This is a genomic window from Streptomyces sp. NPDC051987 (assembly GCF_040680735.1).
Classification (GTDB): Bacteria; Actinomycetota; Actinomycetes; order Streptomycetales; family Streptomycetaceae; genus Streptomyces.
Genome location: NZ_JBFAXI010000010.1, coordinates 71,666 through 89,613 on the forward strand (window position 1 = coordinate 71,666; position 17,948 = coordinate 89,613).

The 17,948-nt window shown below is 70.2% G+C and carries 13 protein-coding genes; 3 read left to right on the plus strand and 10 right to left on the minus strand.

Annotated elements, in window-relative coordinates:
- Window positions 1–92: 92 nt before the first annotated feature.
- From AB0M11_RS08540 to AB0M11_RS08570, 7 genes are all read right to left on the minus strand, one after another.
- Complete coding sequence (locus tag AB0M11_RS08540; protein ID WP_365702792.1) at window positions 93–374, minus strand: hypothetical protein; 282 nt, start codon at window positions 372–374, stop codon at window positions 93–95.
- Between the two features lie 308 nt (window positions 375–682).
- Entirely contained in the window at window positions 683–2,254 is a 1,572-nt protein-coding gene (locus AB0M11_RS08545) for a ricin-type beta-trefoil lectin domain protein (protein WP_365702794.1), read from the minus strand.
- 926 nt (window positions 2,255–3,180) lie between these two features.
- Window positions 3,181–6,567 carry a S8 family peptidase gene (locus AB0M11_RS08550; RefSeq protein ID WP_365702796.1) on the minus strand — a complete coding sequence of 1,129 codons (3,387 nt, stop codon included), beginning with the start codon at window positions 6,565–6,567 and terminating at the stop codon, window positions 3,181–3,183.
- Complete coding sequence (locus tag AB0M11_RS08555; protein WP_365702798.1) at window positions 6,568–7,647, minus strand: CU044_5270 family protein; 1,080 nt, start codon at window positions 7,645–7,647, stop codon at window positions 6,568–6,570. It abuts the gene before it with no gap.
- A complete protein-coding gene (locus AB0M11_RS08560) occupies window positions 7,644–8,288 on the minus strand; it encodes an RNA polymerase sigma factor (protein WP_365702800.1) in 645 nt (214 codons plus the stop codon). Before AB0M11_RS08560 ends, AB0M11_RS08555 begins: the two co-directional genes overlap by 4 nt.
- Before the next feature lie 514 nt (window positions 8,289–8,802).
- Window positions 8,803–9,429 carry a glyoxalase gene (locus AB0M11_RS08565; protein WP_365702802.1) on the minus strand — a complete coding sequence of 209 codons (627 nt, stop codon included), beginning with the start codon at window positions 9,427–9,429 and terminating at the stop codon, window positions 8,803–8,805.
- A 52-nt stretch (window positions 9,430–9,481) separates the two neighbouring features.
- Complete coding sequence (locus AB0M11_RS08570) at window positions 9,482–10,075, minus strand: TetR/AcrR family transcriptional regulator (protein ID WP_365702804.1); 594 nt, start codon at window positions 10,073–10,075, stop codon at window positions 9,482–9,484.
- A gap of 107 nt (window positions 10,076–10,182) precedes the next feature.
- Here AB0M11_RS08570 and AB0M11_RS08575 point away from each other — a divergent pair, with 107 nt between their 5' ends.
- On the plus strand, window positions 10,183–10,635 hold the full coding sequence (locus AB0M11_RS08575) for a DUF1801 domain-containing protein (protein ID WP_365702806.1): 453 nt from the start codon (window positions 10,183–10,185) through the stop codon (window positions 10,633–10,635).
- A gap of 128 nt (window positions 10,636–10,763) precedes the next feature.
- On the opposite strand, the gene AB0M11_RS08580 is transcribed toward AB0M11_RS08575, so the two are convergent.
- Window positions 10,764–12,068, minus strand: a complete 1,305-nt coding sequence (locus AB0M11_RS08580) for a UDP-glucose/GDP-mannose dehydrogenase family protein (protein ID WP_365702808.1) — start codon at window positions 12,066–12,068, stop codon at window positions 10,764–10,766.
- A gap of 469 nt (window positions 12,069–12,537) precedes the next feature.
- On the opposite strand from AB0M11_RS08580, the gene AB0M11_RS08585 reads away from it, so the two are divergent.
- Both AB0M11_RS08585 and AB0M11_RS08590 read left to right on the plus strand, forming a co-directional pair.
- Window positions 12,538–13,788, plus strand: coding sequence for a glycosyltransferase family 2 protein (locus tag AB0M11_RS08585; protein ID WP_365702810.1), 1,251 nt, complete (start codon window positions 12,538–12,540; stop codon window positions 13,786–13,788).
- Window positions 13,781–14,980: a glycosyl hydrolase gene (locus AB0M11_RS08590; RefSeq protein ID WP_365702812.1), complete on the plus strand. Its 1,200-nt coding sequence runs from the start codon at window positions 13,781–13,783 to the stop codon at window positions 14,978–14,980. Before AB0M11_RS08585 ends, AB0M11_RS08590 begins: the two co-directional genes overlap by 8 nt.
- On the opposite strand, the gene AB0M11_RS08595 is transcribed toward AB0M11_RS08590, so the two are convergent.
- Both AB0M11_RS08595 and AB0M11_RS08600 read right to left on the minus strand, forming a co-directional pair.
- On the minus strand, window positions 14,967–15,926 hold the full coding sequence (locus AB0M11_RS08595) for a glycosyl hydrolase (RefSeq protein ID WP_365702814.1): 960 nt from the start codon (window positions 15,924–15,926) through the stop codon (window positions 14,967–14,969). The two genes, AB0M11_RS08590 and AB0M11_RS08595, sit on opposite strands and share 14 nt — an antisense overlap.
- Before the next feature lie 270 nt (window positions 15,927–16,196).
- A complete protein-coding gene (locus AB0M11_RS08600) occupies window positions 16,197–17,930 on the minus strand; it encodes a thiamine pyrophosphate-dependent enzyme (RefSeq protein ID WP_365702816.1) in 1,734 nt (577 codons plus the stop codon).
- Between the last annotated feature and the right edge of the window lie 18 nt (window positions 17,931–17,948).

Sequence of the window (17,948 nt, forward strand, 5' to 3'; positions counted from 1 at the left end):
CAAGCGGGTGTCGCAGGTTCGCCTCCCGCCGGGGTCACCGCTCTGACCAGCTCGTTCACTCCGTGCGGGTCCACGCGGGGGGGGCCGCCCGCTCACGCAGGCGGCTCCGCGTTGTTGACGGAGACGGTCAGATACGGGTCGATCTGCAGCCAGAAAGCACCACCGTCCCGTTGGACCGCTCCGTCGTATCCCATACCGCGCAGCCGCTCCCGCGCCACCCGGACGTCGGTAACCGCAACGCGGAGTTGGGCTCCCGGAACGTCCGTGACCCTTTCCTTGCGGTGCGACTGCCTATCGACCAGGTTCTCGTCGGAGACCCAGTCGGTGCCGCGACGCGACACAGTCGCCCCAAGGGCTGTGAGGGCATCGTTCACGCGGCCGATGTCGGCGACGGGATGCTCCGTCCCGGCACCGGACGACGGGACTTGACCTCGCGGCAGAGGACCTGGCTGAGGGGCACGTACGCCGCATGCGAGGCAGCCGAGCGGCCTGGGACGAGCGGGTGGCCCTCCGCCTCTCGTAGCCTCTCGTAGCCGTCACGGTGTCATGAACGGCGGGCTGAGCTGATGGGCGAGGGCGGTCTGGTGGTCTGGTGGTCTGGTGGTCTGGTGGAGCATCCGGCCGACGAGGCCGGTGCCGGGGGCTCCGCCGAGCCCCCGGCACCGGCACTGCTTCCTGCGCGTTACTGCCGGGTCCATTTCTGGTTGGTGCCGCCGTTGCAGGTCCACAGCTCGACGAGGGCTCCGTTCGCGGTGGAGCCTCCGGTGACGTCCAGGCACAGCCCGGACTGGACGCCGGTGACGGTGCCGTCGCTGTTGAGGTTCCACTGCTGGTTGATACCGCCGGTGCAGTCCCAGATGACGACCTTGGTACCCGGGGAGGTCCCGAAGCCGTAGGCGTCCAGGCACTTGTTCCCGTAGACCCGCAGCTCCTTGGCGGAGGTCGCGGTCCACTGCTGGTTGGTGCCGCCGTTGCAGTCCCAGATCTCGGTCTGCACGCCGTTGGTGGTGCTCGCGCCGGGCACGTCCAGGCAGCGGCTGGAGCCGGCGCCGCGCAGTACGTTGCCGCTACCGGTTCCGCCTCCGGGGTTGGTGCCTGTGCCCCAGCCCCACTGGAGACGGTCGAGGCCGGACTGGTTGGTGACGGTCGTGGACAGGTTGGTGCCGCTGCCGTTCAGGGAGGTGATGGCGCAGGAGGCGTTGTCGCAGGGCCCGGGGCCCTGGGTCTGGGCGGCTTCCTTGACGCCGGTCCACAGGACGGAACCGATGCCGAGGCTGCGTACGGTGTCGGTGATGGCGTAGAGGTAGGAGATGTTGTTGATGCCGTCCTTGGGGCCGTTGTAGTCGACGCCGGTGTTCATCGGGACGCCGAACTCGGTCAGCACGGCGCGGTCGGCATAGCCGCACAGGTTGTTGGTGAACTCCTTGACCCAGTCGGCCTCGGTGGTGTGGGAGGTGCCGAACATGCTGTAGATGTGGATGGACAGCAGGGTGTTGGACAGCCGCGAGTCGGCGCCGACAGCGCACAGGTTCCCGTCGGACCACAGGCCGGGGACGATCACGTGGTCACGGGGGAGGCTGGGGTAGTGCGCCAGCCAGTCGGCCTCGAAGTTGGTGAGGTCGGTGGCGTTGTAACCGTACGGCTCGTTCATGATGTCGAAGTAGAAGTTGCTCTTCGCTCCGTACTTGTTGATCATTGTGTCCCACATCGTGTAGAACGACGCGGTGTCACTGACCTTCCCGTTCTGCAGCCATGGCGCGACGATGACCTTCATGCCCAGCGCGGTGGCGGCGTCCAGCGCCGCGGTGTAGCTGCCCCACCAGGCTCCCGAAGTGGTCGCCGCGTTGAATCCCATGCGGACGGTGTTGGCCCCCAGGTTCTGGAACCCCTTGAGGATGGCCGTGGACTTCGTGTAGGTGGTGCCGTAGTCGTCCGAGGTCGACAGGCCGACGGGGATGTTCGGGCCGGTGATGAAGTTGTCGTTGGGATCCGCCCAGTTCACTCCGTGGAACTGGCTGGTGGCCGACGCCGCCGGGGCGGTCCGCGCCGAGGTGGCGGCCCGGGCGGTGCCGCCGGTCAGCAGTCCCAGCAGCGCCAGGGCCGAGGCCGCCGAGACGGCTATCAGGCGCCGGGCCGTCAGGAGGCGGCCACGACCGGGGCCCGGCCCTCTTTCCGGGCCGGTGGCAGCGTTTGCCCGCCCATGGGGCGCTGGATGTTCCCGGTGGCGAAGCAGGCGCGTCGTCGCGATGTTCACGAAGTCTCCTTGTGAGGTTGTGCGATTGCCGCCAGGGAGCCCCGAGCTGCCGCGTCGGCATGGACGGCGACCGCCCACACGTGGGCCACGACCGGCGAGTCGCCCGCTCGTATGCCTGCCGCCGGCCGGCGTGCCGCCGGGGGTGCCTGTTGACCAGCTCGTACCTTCGGCAGCACCGAGCAGCACCGTGCAGCACCGAGCAGCACCGTGCTGCTCCGGACCGGTCCCACCTCCGGACTCAGGGCCGCATGCCGACTCGATCGTTGGCACTCCTGTTCTGCGCGGGACAGTCGGGTTCCGGCGGTGAAGGCTCTCGTCGCCGCCCTTCACCTTTCCGCTGCCATGTTCCCTTCTGTTCGATTCCGTCTGGGGTCCTGCAGCCTTCGCCGGTGCGGCGCTTGCCGAGATGCGCGGCGATCGCCAAATCGATACATGGGATCAATACGGCGAGCCGCGACTGAGTGACTCTCTGGTGCGACCTCGACTCGACTTGCTGAGAGCCTAGGAGAGCTTGCCTTCACCGCAACAAGCCGGTCAAGGGAGCTGCACGCACTTATTGGGCAGACATGGGATCTGTTGCCTCCACCATGCGTTTCTCGGCTGGGGCCCTGGGAGCCGCACCGGACGGGATGTCGAAATTTTTCGACTGTGGATTCTGAACCAGCCCCTGTTTGTCGCGTGCGATTGTGCGACATCTTGTCGAATCCTGTCGGGGGCCCAGGCAGAAGGGCCAGCTCAGGAGGGGTTTCTCCGAGGCTGGCCCTTGGCGGTTTTCGGGGGTGGCCACCCCACCGCCGTGCCCTCACCCAGTCACCCCTCCGCCGCAGGCGGCCGCCTCTGCGGATCGGCGAAGACGTGTGTCTCGGTCGGCGGCGGCGAAGTGTTCCGGGTGGTGCGTGGCCGCGTCGAGGGGTGTCTGGACGACGTCAGGTCAGGAGGTATGCCTTCAGGATCGTCACCGCGTAGGTGTTGCCGGTGGTGTCGGTCAGGGTGGATGCGAGGGAGACCGAGCGGGCGTCTTCCGGGTGGGTCAGGGTGAGGGTTCTTGCGCCGTGGGAGGTGGTCACCGGGGCGGGGGACCAGGTCTTGCCGGCGTCGTAGGAGACCTTCACCGTCAGGGACTTCAGGTGGGTGGCGGCTGGGCCCTGGAGGGAGAGGGGGATCGTGGTGCGGCGGCCTGCGGGGGCCGTGCCGGTCGGGGTCAGCCTCGGGTGGAAGCGGACGGTGGAGAGGGGCAGGGAGCCGGAGTCGGACGGGCTGGACGTGACGGTCCAGGCCGCTGTCAGGCGGCTCGTGGTCGTGGCCGCGCCTGGCGGGCGGGTGAGGTTCGTCCGGATCGTGTAGCGGGCCGGGACGGAGGGGAGCTTCTCCACGGTCTGGCAGAGGTCGCCGTCGTCGTCGAGCAGGGTGCTGCCGTCCGCGGTGACCGTGGTGTGGCGTTTCGCCGTGGAGGAGGCGGGGTGTCCGCTCCCGTCGGCGAGGTCGGGGACGCACAGGTCGAGGGTGTCGCCGTCGCGCCGTGCGCCGTACGGGCCGCCGGTGATCGGGCTGAAGACACCGACGTTGTACGTGGCCGCGTAGGTCCGGCCCGCCTGGTACGACCTCGCGCTCTCCGAGCCGTAGAAGACGTCATCGTCGTCTCCGGAGGCGTTTCGCTGGCCCAGGTTGGCCGTCCACTGGAAGCCCTTGGGCGTGGTGACGTAGATCTTCGCGGTCGTCGGCAGCGGGAAGGGGTCGCTCACCGTGCCCAGCGACAGGGTGGGGCTGCTCCACAGGACGTTGACGATGCCCTTGCGGTGTGCGACGGACGAGCCGAAGTTCCGCTTCAGCAGGGCCAGTTCGGTCATGCGCGTGGTGTGCCGATAGCCGGTGGGGAAGCGGTCGGGCAGGTTGTGGAGCAGGTGGTAGGTGGTGCTGCCCTTCTGCCACAGGCCGCCGAGCTGCGTGCTGAGCCTCCCGGCCGGGGCGGCCGGACCCAGGGTCGCGGTGCGCAGGTTCTTGAAGGCCCCCCAGAACAGGGTGCTGTTGTGCGCCGCGCGCCCCGAGTCCCCCGTGCCCACGGCGAGGTTGAGCTGGCCGTCGGACATCTTCGCGCCCTGCGGCGCGGTGATCCGGACCGGCTTCGCCTTGCGCGCGTCGAAGACGACCGTGGTGTCCCGGGTGAGGGAGAGCCGCGGCCGGACCAGCGCGGAGGTGCCCTGGGCGTCTTCCGACACGGTGTCCACGACGTAGTCGCCGCGCGGGACCCGCACCCGGTACACGCCCTTGGAGATCTGCTCGGAGTCCTGGAGGTCCGTGGTCCAGTACGTGCCCGAGTACCCGAGGATCTCGGTCAGCGGCGCGCTCACGGGCTTGCCGCCGCGGTCGAGGAACTTCAGGGTGAGGTCGTGTGCCTCGGCCTCGCGTACGACGCCGAAGGCGGTCCGTACGGCCGCGGGGTCGGCGCCGTCCCGGGCGGTGGCGACCAGCGTGCCCGAGTAGGCGCCGTCCGCCGCCTCGACGCGGGTGTCCGCGGTGAGGTCGACGCCGGCGGTGCCGCCCGCCGGGACGGTGAGCTGTGTGGTGCTCAGCGTGAACATGCCTTCGGGGGCCGTACTGCCTCCGGGGCCGGTCGCGGTGGCCGTCAGGTCCAGGGTGACGGGCTGGTCGCCGTCGTTGCGGTAGGTGAGGTGCCGGGTGACCGGCCGGTCGTCGGTGTGGGGCCACAGCTGCTTGCCGAAGGACACGGAGGTCTGTTCGCTCGCCACCGCCCCCTGCAGTGCCCGGGACACGTCGACCCGGCCCGTCCCCTGCTGGTAGCCGGTCGCGCCGGGGGTCGGGGTGGTGGACGCGGTGAGCGCCTGCTTGATCCGTGCGCCGGTCCAGTCGGGGTGGCGCTGGGCGAGGATCGCGGCCGCCCCCGCGACGTGCGGCGTCGCCATCGACGTACCGGACATGGAGACATAGCCGTCGTCGGCCGGGTCGCCCATGTGGCCGTGCGCCGCCCTCGCCGAGACGATGGCCACGCCCGGCGCCGTGAGGTCCGGTTTCAGCGCACTGTCGGCGGTCGGGCCGGTGCTGGAGAAGTCGGCGATCCGGTCCTCGCCGTCGACGGCGCCCACGGTGAGCGCCGATTCCGCGGCCCCTGGGGAGTCGACGGTTCCCGCGTCGGGGCCCTCGTTGCCGGCCGCGGCGACGGTGAGCATGCCGGTGCTCTTCGAGAGGGCGTTCACCGCCGCCTCGACCGGGTCCTCCCCCGGGGTGTCGGCCTGGCCCAGGCTGAGGTTGGCCACCTTGGCGCCCTGCCCGGCGGCCCACTCCAGGCCGGCGATGACGCTGGAGTCGCTGCCCTCGCCGCTGTCGTCCAGCACCTTGGCGTTGAGGATCCCGGCACCGGGCGCGACGCCCTTGTACCGGCCGCCGGACCGTGCGCCGGAGCCGGCAAGCGTCGCGGCCACATGGGTGCCGTGGCCGGCCATGTCGTCGGTGCTGCCGGTGCCGGTGAAGTCCTTCGAGGCCTTCACCGCCGAGGCGAGGTCCGGGTGTGTGGTGTCGACGCCGGTGTCCAGGACGGCGACCTTGACGCCCTTGCCGTCGTATCCGGCCGCCCAGGCGGCCGGGGCGCCGATCTGTGCGACGTCGCCGCCCGCCTCCCCGCCCGCCTCCCCGGCCTTCGCGCCGTCTTCGTCCGCCGGCGCCCTGAACCGGCCGTCCAGCCAGACCCGCGCGACTCCCTTCCCCTCGGTGAGGGCCTGCCACATGTCGTCGGCCCCGGACTTGGCCACGGTGATCGCGGCGCCCGCCACGCTGGTCAGCTCCCGGCGCACGGTGGCGTCCGCGTCCGCGACCAGTGACTTCTGGGTGCTCCGGCGCTGGGCGGACTTGCCCTCGTACGACACGATCAGCGGGAGCGTGCCGCGCCGGGTGTCGTCGTAGCCGGCGCGTATCAGGCCGCTGACATCGAACAGCCGTCGGTCCAGGCGGCCTTGGCCGATCAGGGCGGCGGCGTCGGCCGGCACGACGTACTGATCGCTTCCGACGCCGCGCACGGACACCGGGACGTGCTCACGGCCCGGTGCCCGCCGTACGCCCGTCACCCGGCCCCGGGCGTCCAGCCGGACCCGGTCGCCGGTGAGGAGGGTGACGTACCGGCCGGCCGCGGAGGCGGAGCCGGCGGTCCGCGCGCCGAGGGCGGAGCCGCCGGGCGCCGCGACCGTGGCGGTGTCCTGGGTCCGTACGCCGAGGCCGGAGCCCGTGGCGGCCACCGAGGCACCCGCCATCAGCCCCGCCACCAGCAGGGCGGCCAGCGAGGCGCTCGTGGTTCTGTCGCGCATTCAGCTCGCCTGCCCGGGGACCTGCTTGGCGGCGTCGACGACCGCGCGCTCGGTGATCGCGCTGGTGTGCGTGACGGTACCGACCTTGAGGGGATTGCCCGCCGTGGCCTTGACCACCACGATGCGCTCGCCGAGGAACCGCAGCGTCTTCTTGTCGAAGATCCACTCGGTGCGCTCGCCGTCGTTCTCCCGCGCGATCGCGACCCCGTGCCGGCCCGTGGCGTCGACCGCGTCGTTCACCGAGACGACGCCGGGGATCTTGGCCGCGGCCTTGTAGAGGGCGGCGCCGACCTCGGCGGGCGGGTAGCTCTCGAACAGCAGATCGCCGATCGCGACGAAGGCGGCCTGGTCGCGCGGGACTTCGGGGTCCCGGTTGGCGTCCGACGCGCGGTAGATCCGCCGCAGCAGCGCGTCGGGGTCGGTCGGCAGCGCGGCCAGGGCGTTGTAGGCGCCGCTGAACGGGGTGTCGCTCTTCAGGGTGATGCCCTCGTCGCTGGTCTGGCCGGCCTCGATCAGCCAGCCGTCCCGGCCGTCGAGGGAGTTCCAGACCTGGCGGGAGTGCAGCTCGTCGCTGACCGCCTCGCTCTTGCCGCCGACGGTCTTGATGTAGCTGTCGGCCACCTTCGAGGCGATGTAGATGTACTGGCCCTTGTGCGGGGTGGGCGTGGAGGTGTCGGCGGCGGCCAGGGAGATGCGGTCGAGGAGCTGGGGGGCGCCCTTGGCGTCGGCGGCGCCGATCGTGGTGGTCAGTGCGGGGCCGGTGGCCAGGGCGGTCCTGCCGCCGTCGGTTCCGCCGCCGGTGAGGGCGAGGCCGCCCGCGACCGCGCCGGCCAGGGCGAAGGCCGCGGCGGGCAGGAGGACCGTACGGCGCAGGAACGGGTTGGAGCGCTTCACGGGCGCGACCGGAGAGGTGGCGGACGTACGGGAGGAGGTGTGGAGGTCTTCGTGGATCTGGGCCATCATCTGCTCCTTGTGGAACTGGTGGCGGCCCGCCGGCAGATCCCGCTCGGCGGAGGGCAGCAGACTCTGCGTCTCCGTCCACTCAGCCGGGTGGGGCCGGTGGGAGGGGCTGGCGTTCATCGGTTTCCTTCCTGTGCGGACCGGACCGCGTATCCGCGATCACCTGTTATCTGCCGGTTCGTGCGGGTGGGTTCCCGTTTTTCTCCGAGCAGTTGCGCGTCGGCGAGCTTGCGCAACTTCGCGCGGGCACGGGAGAGGCGGGAGCGGACGGTGCCGACCGGGATGCCGAGGGCGCGGGCCGCCTCGGCGTACTCCATCCCCTCCCACAAACACAGCGTCAGGACCTCACGCTCGGGGCGCTTGAGCAGGCTGAGGGCGGTAAGTGTGGCGTTGATACGGCGCCGGTCGTCCAGGCGTCCGGCGGTCTCCTCGGCGTGGTCCTCGACCCGTTCCTCGGCGGCGTGCGCGGCCGCCGCGGCGCTCGCCGCGGTGCGGTAGCGGCGGTTGCTGCGGTGGTGGGAGCGGGCGACGTTGGTGGCGATGCCCAGCAGCCACGGCCGCAGCGAGCCGCCTTCGGCCTCGACCGAGGCCCGTCGCCGCCACGCCTCCATGAACGTCGTCGACATCACGTCCTCGGCCAGCGACCAGTCGGCGGTCAGCCGGAAGGCGTGGTTGTACACCGCGCGGGCGCACTCGTCGAAGAGTTCCGCGAAGGCGTCCGGATCTCCGTTTCGCACCCGGGTTCGCATATCTGTGGTCACGTCTTGAACTGACGGACGGTGCGGGCGGGTTCCGGTGAGACACGTCACAGCCGTCGCACAGATCACCGGGGTGATGACCGCACCAGGACTCGGTGGACATGGCAGCAGCCGCTCAGCCGCGCACCGCTCAGGCGGCGAGGCCCCAAAGCAAGGCACCCGATCCGATGCGGGAACCGGTCCTCGGGTGCGCAGGCCGGTCGAGAAGCTGTTGGAGGTGCGGAGGCCGAACGCGGGCGCGGAACAGGCCGGTCCGGCAACGCCCACCGGCTCGGGCGGGCGGCGCCGGTCTCACCGACGGTGAACGGCGCCGTTGTCGTCGTACGCACCCAGGGCCCAGGGCTTCGGCAGAGCCGCTCGTCCACGGTCCGCAGCACTTGCGGACCGGAGTGACCGAGAGCCGACGGGGCGAGGGCCTCGGGCTGACGATCACGCCGGTCGAGGCACAAGCCATCCAGGCGCGCCCGGTGTCGGTCCAAAACTGCCGATCATCCTCACGCGAGGGCGCGGTCGTCGTTCAGCGTGCCGGTGCCGCTACGGCGGCTTCCCAGGTGAATCCGTCCGGGTCGGTGAGGTCTCCGGTGGTGCTGCCGCCGATGACGAGGCGGTGCGATCCGGTGCCGGCGGGGGCGACACCCAGCTCCTTGGCGAGGGCGCGGCGCCGGTACAGGGCCAGTTTGACGGGGCCCGGCCCGGAGGCGAACTCGGCGTACATGCGGCCGAAGCTCTTCGTCATGGTCAGGCCGTGGTCGATGTAGAACCGCTTGCTCTCGGCCATGTCGGCGACTCCGAGCAGCAGGACGAAATCGTCGATCCGGCTGGTGGCCGGGCCGGTGTTCTTCTTCGCCGACGTCGCGATCTTCCAGATCGTCCCGTCCGGTGCCTGGACGACGCCGCCGTAGCCCCACAGGGACTTCGCCGGACGCTTGAGCGGCGTGGCGCCGGCGTCGAGGGCGGCGTCGACCAGCCGGTCGACGTCGGCGGGCTGGGACACCGTGAGCGCGAGTGTGCAGCCGCGGAAGCCGGTGGTGGGTGCCTCGGAGGCCCGCAGGTGGAGCCGACCGTGCAGGCCGAAGGCCGTGTAGAAGCGTTCGGCGGCCTCGACGTCGGCCACCTCGACGGTCAGGGATGCGATGAATGCCATGCCCTCACGCTAGGGACGGTGCGGCGGTCGGCGCTTCTCGAATCCTGACCGGTCACCTTCCGGTGGTTCCGTAGGCGGCCATGAACATGTCCAGCAAGCCGTCGATGGCGGTCTCGTCGATGGGGCGGGTCGACAGCAGACTGCGGTAGTACAAGGTCCCGCACAGCACCTCGGCGGCGAATTCCAGGTTCGCGTCCGCGACCAGTTCACCGGTCGCCTGGGCGCGGGTGATCCGGTCGAGGGTGCTCCGCTCGACGGTGGCGAGGAAGCGCTCGTGCAGGGTCGCCCGCAGCGCGGAGTCGGCTTGGGCCTCGGCGATGACGGCGCGGTAGACGGGGCCGATCGGCGGTCGGGAGAGGGCCGAGCCGGAACGGATGAACTGTTCGCGCAGATCCGCGTGGATGTCCCCGGTGTCGCGGTAGTCCAGGTCGCTGGTCCACACACGGTTGAGCGCGTCGAGCAGCAGCGCCGCCTTGGACGGCCAGCGCCGGTAGATCGTGTGCTTTCCGACCCCGGCCCGTCGGCTGACCGCCTCGATGCTCAGGCCCGCGTATCCGGACTCCGCGGCCAGATCGAGGGTCACCCGCAGCAGCTCCTCGGTGCGGGCGGCGCCTCGGCGTCGCGGTGAGGCGGGGGGATTGGACATGGCCCCAGCATATCGGCACGCAGCGTGCCGTTGACATGGCCGAGGGTTTCGCGCAGGATTCCGTCTCGATCGGCACGATCCGTGCCGATAAGCAGGAGGGGGAAACCATGAGCACCACCGAAGGCGGCAGCCACGAGGGCTTCTCGGCCGAGGAGCGGGCCGCGATGAAGGACCACGCGCAGGAGCTCAAGAAGGCCGCGCGCCGCGCCACGGCTGCGGAGAAAGCGGCGGAGGCGGAGCGGGACGTGCTTGCGAAGATCGCCGAAATGCAGGACTCGGACCGCGTGATGGCCGAACGCGTCCATGCCGTCGTCACCGCCAACGCCCCGGCCCTCGCACCCAAGCTCTGGTACGGGATGCCCTCCTACGCGTTGAACGGCAAGGTGGTCTGCTTCTTCCAGAGCGCGGAGAAGTTCAAGGCGCGGTACGCGACGCTCGGGTTCAGCGACCAGGCGAAGCTGGACGACGGCACGATGTGGGCGACCGGCTTCGCGCTGACCGAGGTGACACCCGAGGCGGAGGAGCGGATCGCCGCACTCGTGAAGCAGGCGGTGAACTGAGCCGCAGGGACGGGCTGTACGCGTGCGCTCGGGCCGATCTCGGCCGGGCCTGACGTCAGGTGCTGCCCAGCAGTCGGCAGCGTGTGAGTGATGCGCAGGCGTACGGCCGCCCGGCGTGGCGGCTGCCGTCAGGGCCGGCCGAGCGAACGGTACGTCCACGCCGCCGCACGCCACCGCTCGCCGTCCAGCGCGTTGCGGCCGTCGATCACGTACGGCTGCGCCACCGTGTCCCGCAGCGCTGCGGGGTCCAGGTCCCGGAACTCCTGCCACTCCGTGAGGTGAAGGAGGACGTCGGCGTCCCGCACGGCCTCCTCGGCGGAGGTCGCGTAGGCCAGGGCCGGAAACGCCTTGCGAGCGTTGTCCATGGCCTTGGGGTCGTAGACGCCGACATTGCCGCCCTGGAGCTGTATCCGAGCGGCCACGTCGAGAGCCGGGGAGTCCCGTATGTCGTCGGAGTCGGGCTTGAAGGCGGCACCCAGGACGGCGATCCGACGGCCGAGGAAGCTGCCCCCGACCGCTTCGCGCGCAAGGTCGACGACGCGATCGCGGCGGCGCAGGTTGATGTCGTCCACCTCACGCAGGAAGGTCAGCGCCTGCCCCACGCCCAACTCGTCGGCCCTGGCCATGAAGGCGCGGATGTCCTTGGGCAGGCAGCCGCCGCCGAATCCGACGCCGGCGCGCAGGAAGCGGCCACCGATACGGGTGTCGTGGGACAGGGCCTCGGCGAGGAGGGTGACGTCGGCGCCTGCGGCCTCGCAGACCTCGGCCATGGCGTTGATGAAGGAGATCTTGGTGGCCAAGAAGGCGTTGGCCGAGGTCTTCACGAGCTCCGCGGTCGGGAAGTCGGTGACGACGACGGGGGTTCCGGTCGAGATGACGGGGTCGTAGACCGCGCGCAGGCGCTCCTCCGCCGCCGTCGACCGGACGCCGAAGACCAGCCGGTCCGGCCGGAGGGTGCCCTCGACCGCGAAGCCTTCCCGGAGGAACTCGGGATTCCAGGCGAGTTCGGCGTCCTCGGGGAGCATCGCCGCCAGTCGCTCGGCGGTGCCGACGGGAACGGTGGACTTGCCGACCACGAGCGCGTTCCGGCCGGCCAGAAGCGGGGCCAGGCGCTCGATGACGGCGTCGACGTAGCGCAGATCCGCCGCGTTGCCGCCCGGCGACTGCGGGGTGCCGACGCAGGAGAAGTGGACTTCGCCGAATTCGGCGACTTCCTCGTACGAGGTGGTGAAGCGCAGCCGCCCGGTGGCCACGTGTTTGGCCAGAAGCTCCTCCAGCCCGGGTTCATAGAAAGGGATTCGCCCAGACCGCAGTGCGGCGATCTTGTCCGGATCGACATCGAGCCCGAGAACCTCGTGGCCTATTTCCGCCATACAGGCGGCATGGGTCGCACCGAGATATCCGGTGCCGATGACTGTCACACGGGCAGACACTGAATCGCCTTCCGCACATGGTGCTCAGTGACCCCATCGGGGCCTATGGAGAGCGGAACCATAACCCAGGAAAGGGAGCGGATCGGCCTCGGCGACCCGTGTCATGCAAACGTCACATGAGCGTGACTTATGAAGCCTTCAATGTGCAACGTTCACACATCTTTCACATCTCCGTTGAATAACGAACGATCTTGATGTGCAGATTTGAGGTTTTTTTCATGATTTAACCCATCGTAACTACTGCTAGTTTCCGGCCAGTTGGCGTAATCAGCGTCGAGGTCGCCGACACCAGGGGCAGGAGGGCGGCCAGGGCCGCGGAGGCCCGGCGGTGCGATCCGCACAGTCCGTCGGCACACGACCTTCCATGCCTGAACCTCCGGTTCCACGGCCCAGGGACGTCATGCTTGCGTATTTGCTGGAATTGAGAGAATGGCGGAACCACGGGGTTGTCTACCCGTTCGCTGTTTTCATGACCATGGTCTGGTCGCTCTGGATCATCCGCATTCTGCTGGCCCGCCGCTACAAACCGTGGAAGGACCCCTGGCAGACGACGACCTCTGTCATCATTCCCGTCGTCGACGAGCCGGAAGACCTTTTCCGTTCCGTACTCCAGCGAATAACCGAGCAGCAGCCGACCGAGGTCATCGTCGTCATCAACGGCCGACGCAACCCGGTCCTGGAGGACATCTGCACCGACATGGGTGTGGACTGGCGCTGGACCGAGACACCCGGCAAGCGCAACGCACTGCGCGTCGGCCTGGAGGAGGCGACGGGCGAGATCGCCGTACTCGTCGACTCGGACACCATCTGGACCACGGACACCCTGGCCGAGTTGGTGAAACCTTTCCGCGATCCCGAGGTCGGCGGTGTCACCACCCGGCAGCGGATCCTCGATCCCGGACGCTCGGTCCTCACCCGCTGGGCCGACTGGCTGGAGAGCGTCCGCTGCCATTACTCGATGCCCGCGATGAGCGTGGTCGGCACGGTGGGCTGTCTGCCCGGCCGGACCATCGCCTTCCGCCGGAGCATCCTGGAGAACTGCATGGAGGACTTCCTCGGCGAGAAGTTCCTGGGCGTCTTCCTGGAGGTCAGCGACGACCGGACGCTGACCAACTACACCCTCAAGGCCGGGTACAAGAGCGTCTACCAGTCCACGTCGCTGGTCTACACCGACGCCCCGCTGGAGCTGCGGAAGCTCGCCAAGCAGCAGTACCGCTGGGCGCGCGGCTCGCAGTACAACACCCTGCGGATGTTCTGGTGGATGCTGCGCCACGCGAAGATGCTCTGGCTGTTCTACATCGCCGACATCCTGGTGCCCTTCGTTCTGCTCGGCACCTTCGCGTCCTGGGCCGTCGCCGCCTGGCGGCGCGACAAGCCCGGCATCTACAACCAGCTTCCGCTGCCCCAGACTCCGTGGCACGCGCTGGTGTTCGTCCTCGGCCTGGCCGCCCTCATGTCCCTGATCTCCATGGCCATCCGCTTCGGCCGCCACTTCGCCTACCGGCCCAAGGACATGGTCTTCCTGCCGGTCTTCATGATCATCAACACCCTGCTCCTGCTCCCGGTACGCCTCCTCGGCTTCTTCCGCATGGCCCACAACGCGAGCTGGGGAACCCGCGCCGACAGTTTCGCCGGCGAACGCACCCGCAGCCCGCTCGTCGTGGTCCCCTACCTGCTGGGCGCCGCCCTGCTCTTCGGATCGGTGATGATGAGTGTCTGAGACGGACGAGCCCTCCGGCCGGCCCCACTCCAAGCGCCTGCACTGGTGGAACCGCGGCAGCGGTGTCCGGCTGCGGCTCTGGATGGCCGTCAACGTCGTCGTACTGTCGCTCCTCAGCTACGGCGTCTACCTCCTCGCCAACTCCAGCTCCGAACCGGTCTACCAGGGCCTCGGTGTCCCCGCGGCCGAGCCCGGCATCAAGGACCGGCTCACGTCCGGGGTGGCCGCCGCCCGCACCAGCGTCCCGGAGAAAGCTTCCTTCACCGCTCCCGAGGGCAAGTACTTCGGGCTCAGCAGCACCGACATCCCCTGGTCGTCCGCGAAGACGAACACCCTGGCGAGGGCGGCCGGGCAGCGGCCGACCATGTCCGAGTACTTCGTCAACTGGAACGAGGACTTCGACCCCGCCGCCGTCGACGCCTCCTACCGGCAGGGCATGCTCCCGGTGATCTCCTGGCAGCCCTGGGCCGGGCGAAAGCAGGGGGCTGACCAGCCTGAGTACGCCCTCTCGAAGATCATTGACGGTGCGTACGACGCGTACGTCACGCGCTTCGCGAAGGCCGTCGCCAGCCACAGGTGGCCCGTGGTGATCCGCTTCGCGCACGAGATGAACGGCGGCTGGTACCCGTGGTCGGAACAGCGCAGCGGCAACCACAAGGGCGACTACGTGAAGGCCTGGCGGCACGTCCACGACCTCTTCGAGCAAGCCGGCGCCGACAACGCCATCTGGTTGTGGAGCCCCAACATCCTGCGCCCGGTGCCCAAGGTGAGCCTGGCCGGCCTGTATCCCGGCGACGACTACACCGACTGGGTCGGTCTGGTCGGCTACGCCGTGCACGAGAAGACCGCGGCCACCGTCTTCGACCCGACGCTGAAAAAGCTGCGCAAGCTCACCGACCGCCCGATCGTCATCACCGAGGCCGGCGCGCAACCCGGCGCGTCGAAGGCGGCGTGGATCAGTGACTTCTTCAAGTGGCTCGGGAAGCGCGAACAGGACGACGTCATCGGCTTCATCTGGTTCGAACGCGACCAGGACCAGGGCGGCGGCGCGGACTGGCGCTTCACCGAGAACACGGCGACGCGCAAGGCGTTCCGGCGCGGGCTCGCGGACATCGACCTGACCGGTGCGGCGGGCCTGCCGACGGCAGGAACACCGTCGGGCTCCGCCGCAACCGCCCCTACGACCGGCTGATCCTCGCCAGCCGTACGGCGTCCAGTCCGCCGGCGAAAGCGCGGGTGGTCCCCGGGGTCTGGGTGAAGCGCCAGTCCTGGTGGCCACCGTCGGCACGGCTGCGCTCGAACCACACGAAGCCGATCACCTCCCGGTGCACGGCGAACCAGCGGAAGAAGGCGGCTGTCCAGGCGGCCTTCTTCCGGCCCGGCCGGGCCCCGGTCTCCGCGATCACCACCGGGCGACCGGTCAGCCCGCGCAACCGGGTGAGTGTCGCGTCGAACACCGCACCCGCCGTGGACTCGTCGTCCTGATAACCCGTCATCCCCACCAGGTCGACGTAGGCGTCGCCGGGGTACAGCTCCCGCAGTGACACCGCGGGCGCGTCCCGCACGACGTTCGGACTCCACAGCCAGACGACGTTGCCCGCTCCGGCGCGTGCGAAGAGGTCGTGGACGTGCCGCCAGGCCTTCACGTAGTCGCCCTTGCGGTTGCCGTTGCGCTGCTCCGACCACGGGAACCACGTGCCGTTCATCTCATGCGCGAAGCGGATCACCACCGGTCGGCCCTGCGCCCGTACCGCCTTCGCGAACCGCGTCACGTAGGCGTCGAAGCCGCCCCCGGCGATGTGCGCCAGTGCGTACCGCGGTTGCCGGGTTCCCCCGCCGGAGCCGGCCCATGGCTCCCAGGTCAACAGCGGCACAGCCCCTTGCGCGTACGACTCCCTCACCGCAGCCGGGCGGAAGTCCTCCGTCCACTTGACGAAGTACTCCAGCATGTTCGGCGCGTGCCCCGCTTTCCGGGCCACCTCGGCCGTCTCCGCCCGGGACCAGGGCGCTTGCCGGGTGCTCACCCCGAAGTACCGGCCCTGCGGCGCCGTGATCCGCCGCACCGCGTCGTCCACCGGCTGCGCGGTCTGTGAGTGTCCGCGGGCACAGCCGGTGAGCAGCAGCGCCGCGGCCAGCATCGGGGCCGCTGCACATCGCGCGGCCGCTGCACATCGCGCTGCACGTCCTGTCGCCACCACGACATGATCGCAGCTCCGCCGACCCGGCCCACCCGCAGGCCGCGGCGGGTGGGTGGGTGAGAGCGGCGGGGCGCGACCCGGTGGCTTCGTCACCGTACGTGCCACTCCCGGGCGCCGGCCGTGCACACCGCGCGGCGGGCGCGGTTGAGGTCCGGCGGGGAGTCGTGGCTGTCTGGCGTCGTGCGGGGTCCTGCGTCGGCGGGTGGTCGTTCAGACGAGCCGGGCGTTGTGCGTGGCGGTGTCGATGACGTCGTCGAGGCGGCCGGCGAGAATCTGCCGGGCCGCGCTGAGCGTGAAGCCCGTGGCCGTGCCGGCCGGGACGTGGGCGGGGACCGCGAGGGCGTAGGGGTCGACGAGGACGTCGACGACGACCGGGCCGCCGGTGTGGGCCAGCGCGGCCGCGAGGCCGTCGGCCACGTCCCCGGGGTCCTCGATGCGGATCCCCTTGGCACCCATGGCCTCGGCGACGGCGGCGAAGTCCGGATTGGCGAAGTCGGTCCCGAACGGGACGAAGCCGGCCTCCTGTTGCTCGATCTTGACGAAGTCCAGTCCGCTGTTGTTCAGCACGATGTGCACGACGGGCAGCCGGCGCTGCACCTCCGTGAGCAGGTCGCCGAGCGCGAGCATGGTGAACCCGCCGTCGCCGCACAGCGCGATCGTCTGCCGTCCGGGGAAGGCCAGTTGCGCCCCGAACGCGCCGGGCGAGGCGGTCGCCATCGAAGCCCACGAGAACGATCCGAGGAGCCGCCGCTCCGGCCCGTACCTGATGTGCCGGGCCGCCCAGATGACCGGGGTGCCGGTGTCGGCGAAGAACAGCGCGTCGTCGGCGGCGAGGTCGCTGAGGACGGTGGCGAGGTACTCCGGCCTGATCGGCCTGATCCGCGGCCCCTTGTCCGCGTAGTGCCGCATCCTGCGGTGGAACCGCTCGGTCTCCTCCACACAGCGGGCGAGGAAGCCGCCGTCGGGTTTCGGCTCGACCAGCGGCAGCAGCGCGGCCACGGTGGTCCGTACGTCGCCGGTGACGGCCAGGTCCACCGGGGCTCGCCGGCCGAGCCGTTCCGGGTCGTGGTCGACCTGGATGATCCTGGTCCCGCCGTGCGGCAGGAAGCCGCTGAACGGGAAGTCGGTGCCGAGCATCAGCAGCACGTCCGCGTGCTGGAGTGCGTGGTGGCAGCCGCCGTAGCCGAGGAGGCCGGTCATGCCGACCGCGTTCGCGTTGTCGTGTTCGAGGTACTGCTTGCCCTTGAGGGAGTAGCCGACCGGCGCGCCCAGCTTTCCGGCCAGCGCCGTCACCTCCGCGTGCGCCCCGGCGCACCCCTGGCCGCCGAAGACCGCCACCGTGCCCGCCTCGTTGATCAGCTCGGCCATGGCGGTGAGGTCCGCCGCTCCGGCCGGCGCGTGCACCGGGCGGGGCAGCCGGATCTCGTAGCGGTCCTTCGGTGCGCGGGCCGCCGCGACGTCACCGGGCAGCGCGACGACCGCGGGGCCGCCCCGGGTCACCGCCGCCGTCACCGCGGACGTGACGACGGTGCGCAACTGGCGTGGGTTGACCAGCCGGCCCACGTACACCGCCGCGGACGCGAAGAACCGGTACGGGTTCAGCTCCTCGACGGTCTCGCTGTCCATCAGGGCGGTCTCGGTGTCGCCGGCCAGGACGATGACGGGCACCTTCTCCTTGAGGGCGTCCAGCATTCCGTTGACCAGGTGCGCCACACCGGGTCCCGCCGTGCCGCACACGGCGACCGGATGCCCCGTCAGTTTCGCCTCCGCGACCGCGGCGAACACACCGAACTCCTCGTTGCGCACGTGCACGAAGTCGACCTGGCCGTTGCGGCGCATCGCGTCGACCACCGGGTTCAGTGCGTCGCCGACGATGCCGTAGCAGCGCCGTACGCCCGCGCTGACCAGCATCTCCCACAGGCCGTCGGCCACCGTCCTCGACATCTGGTGTCGCCTCCGTTC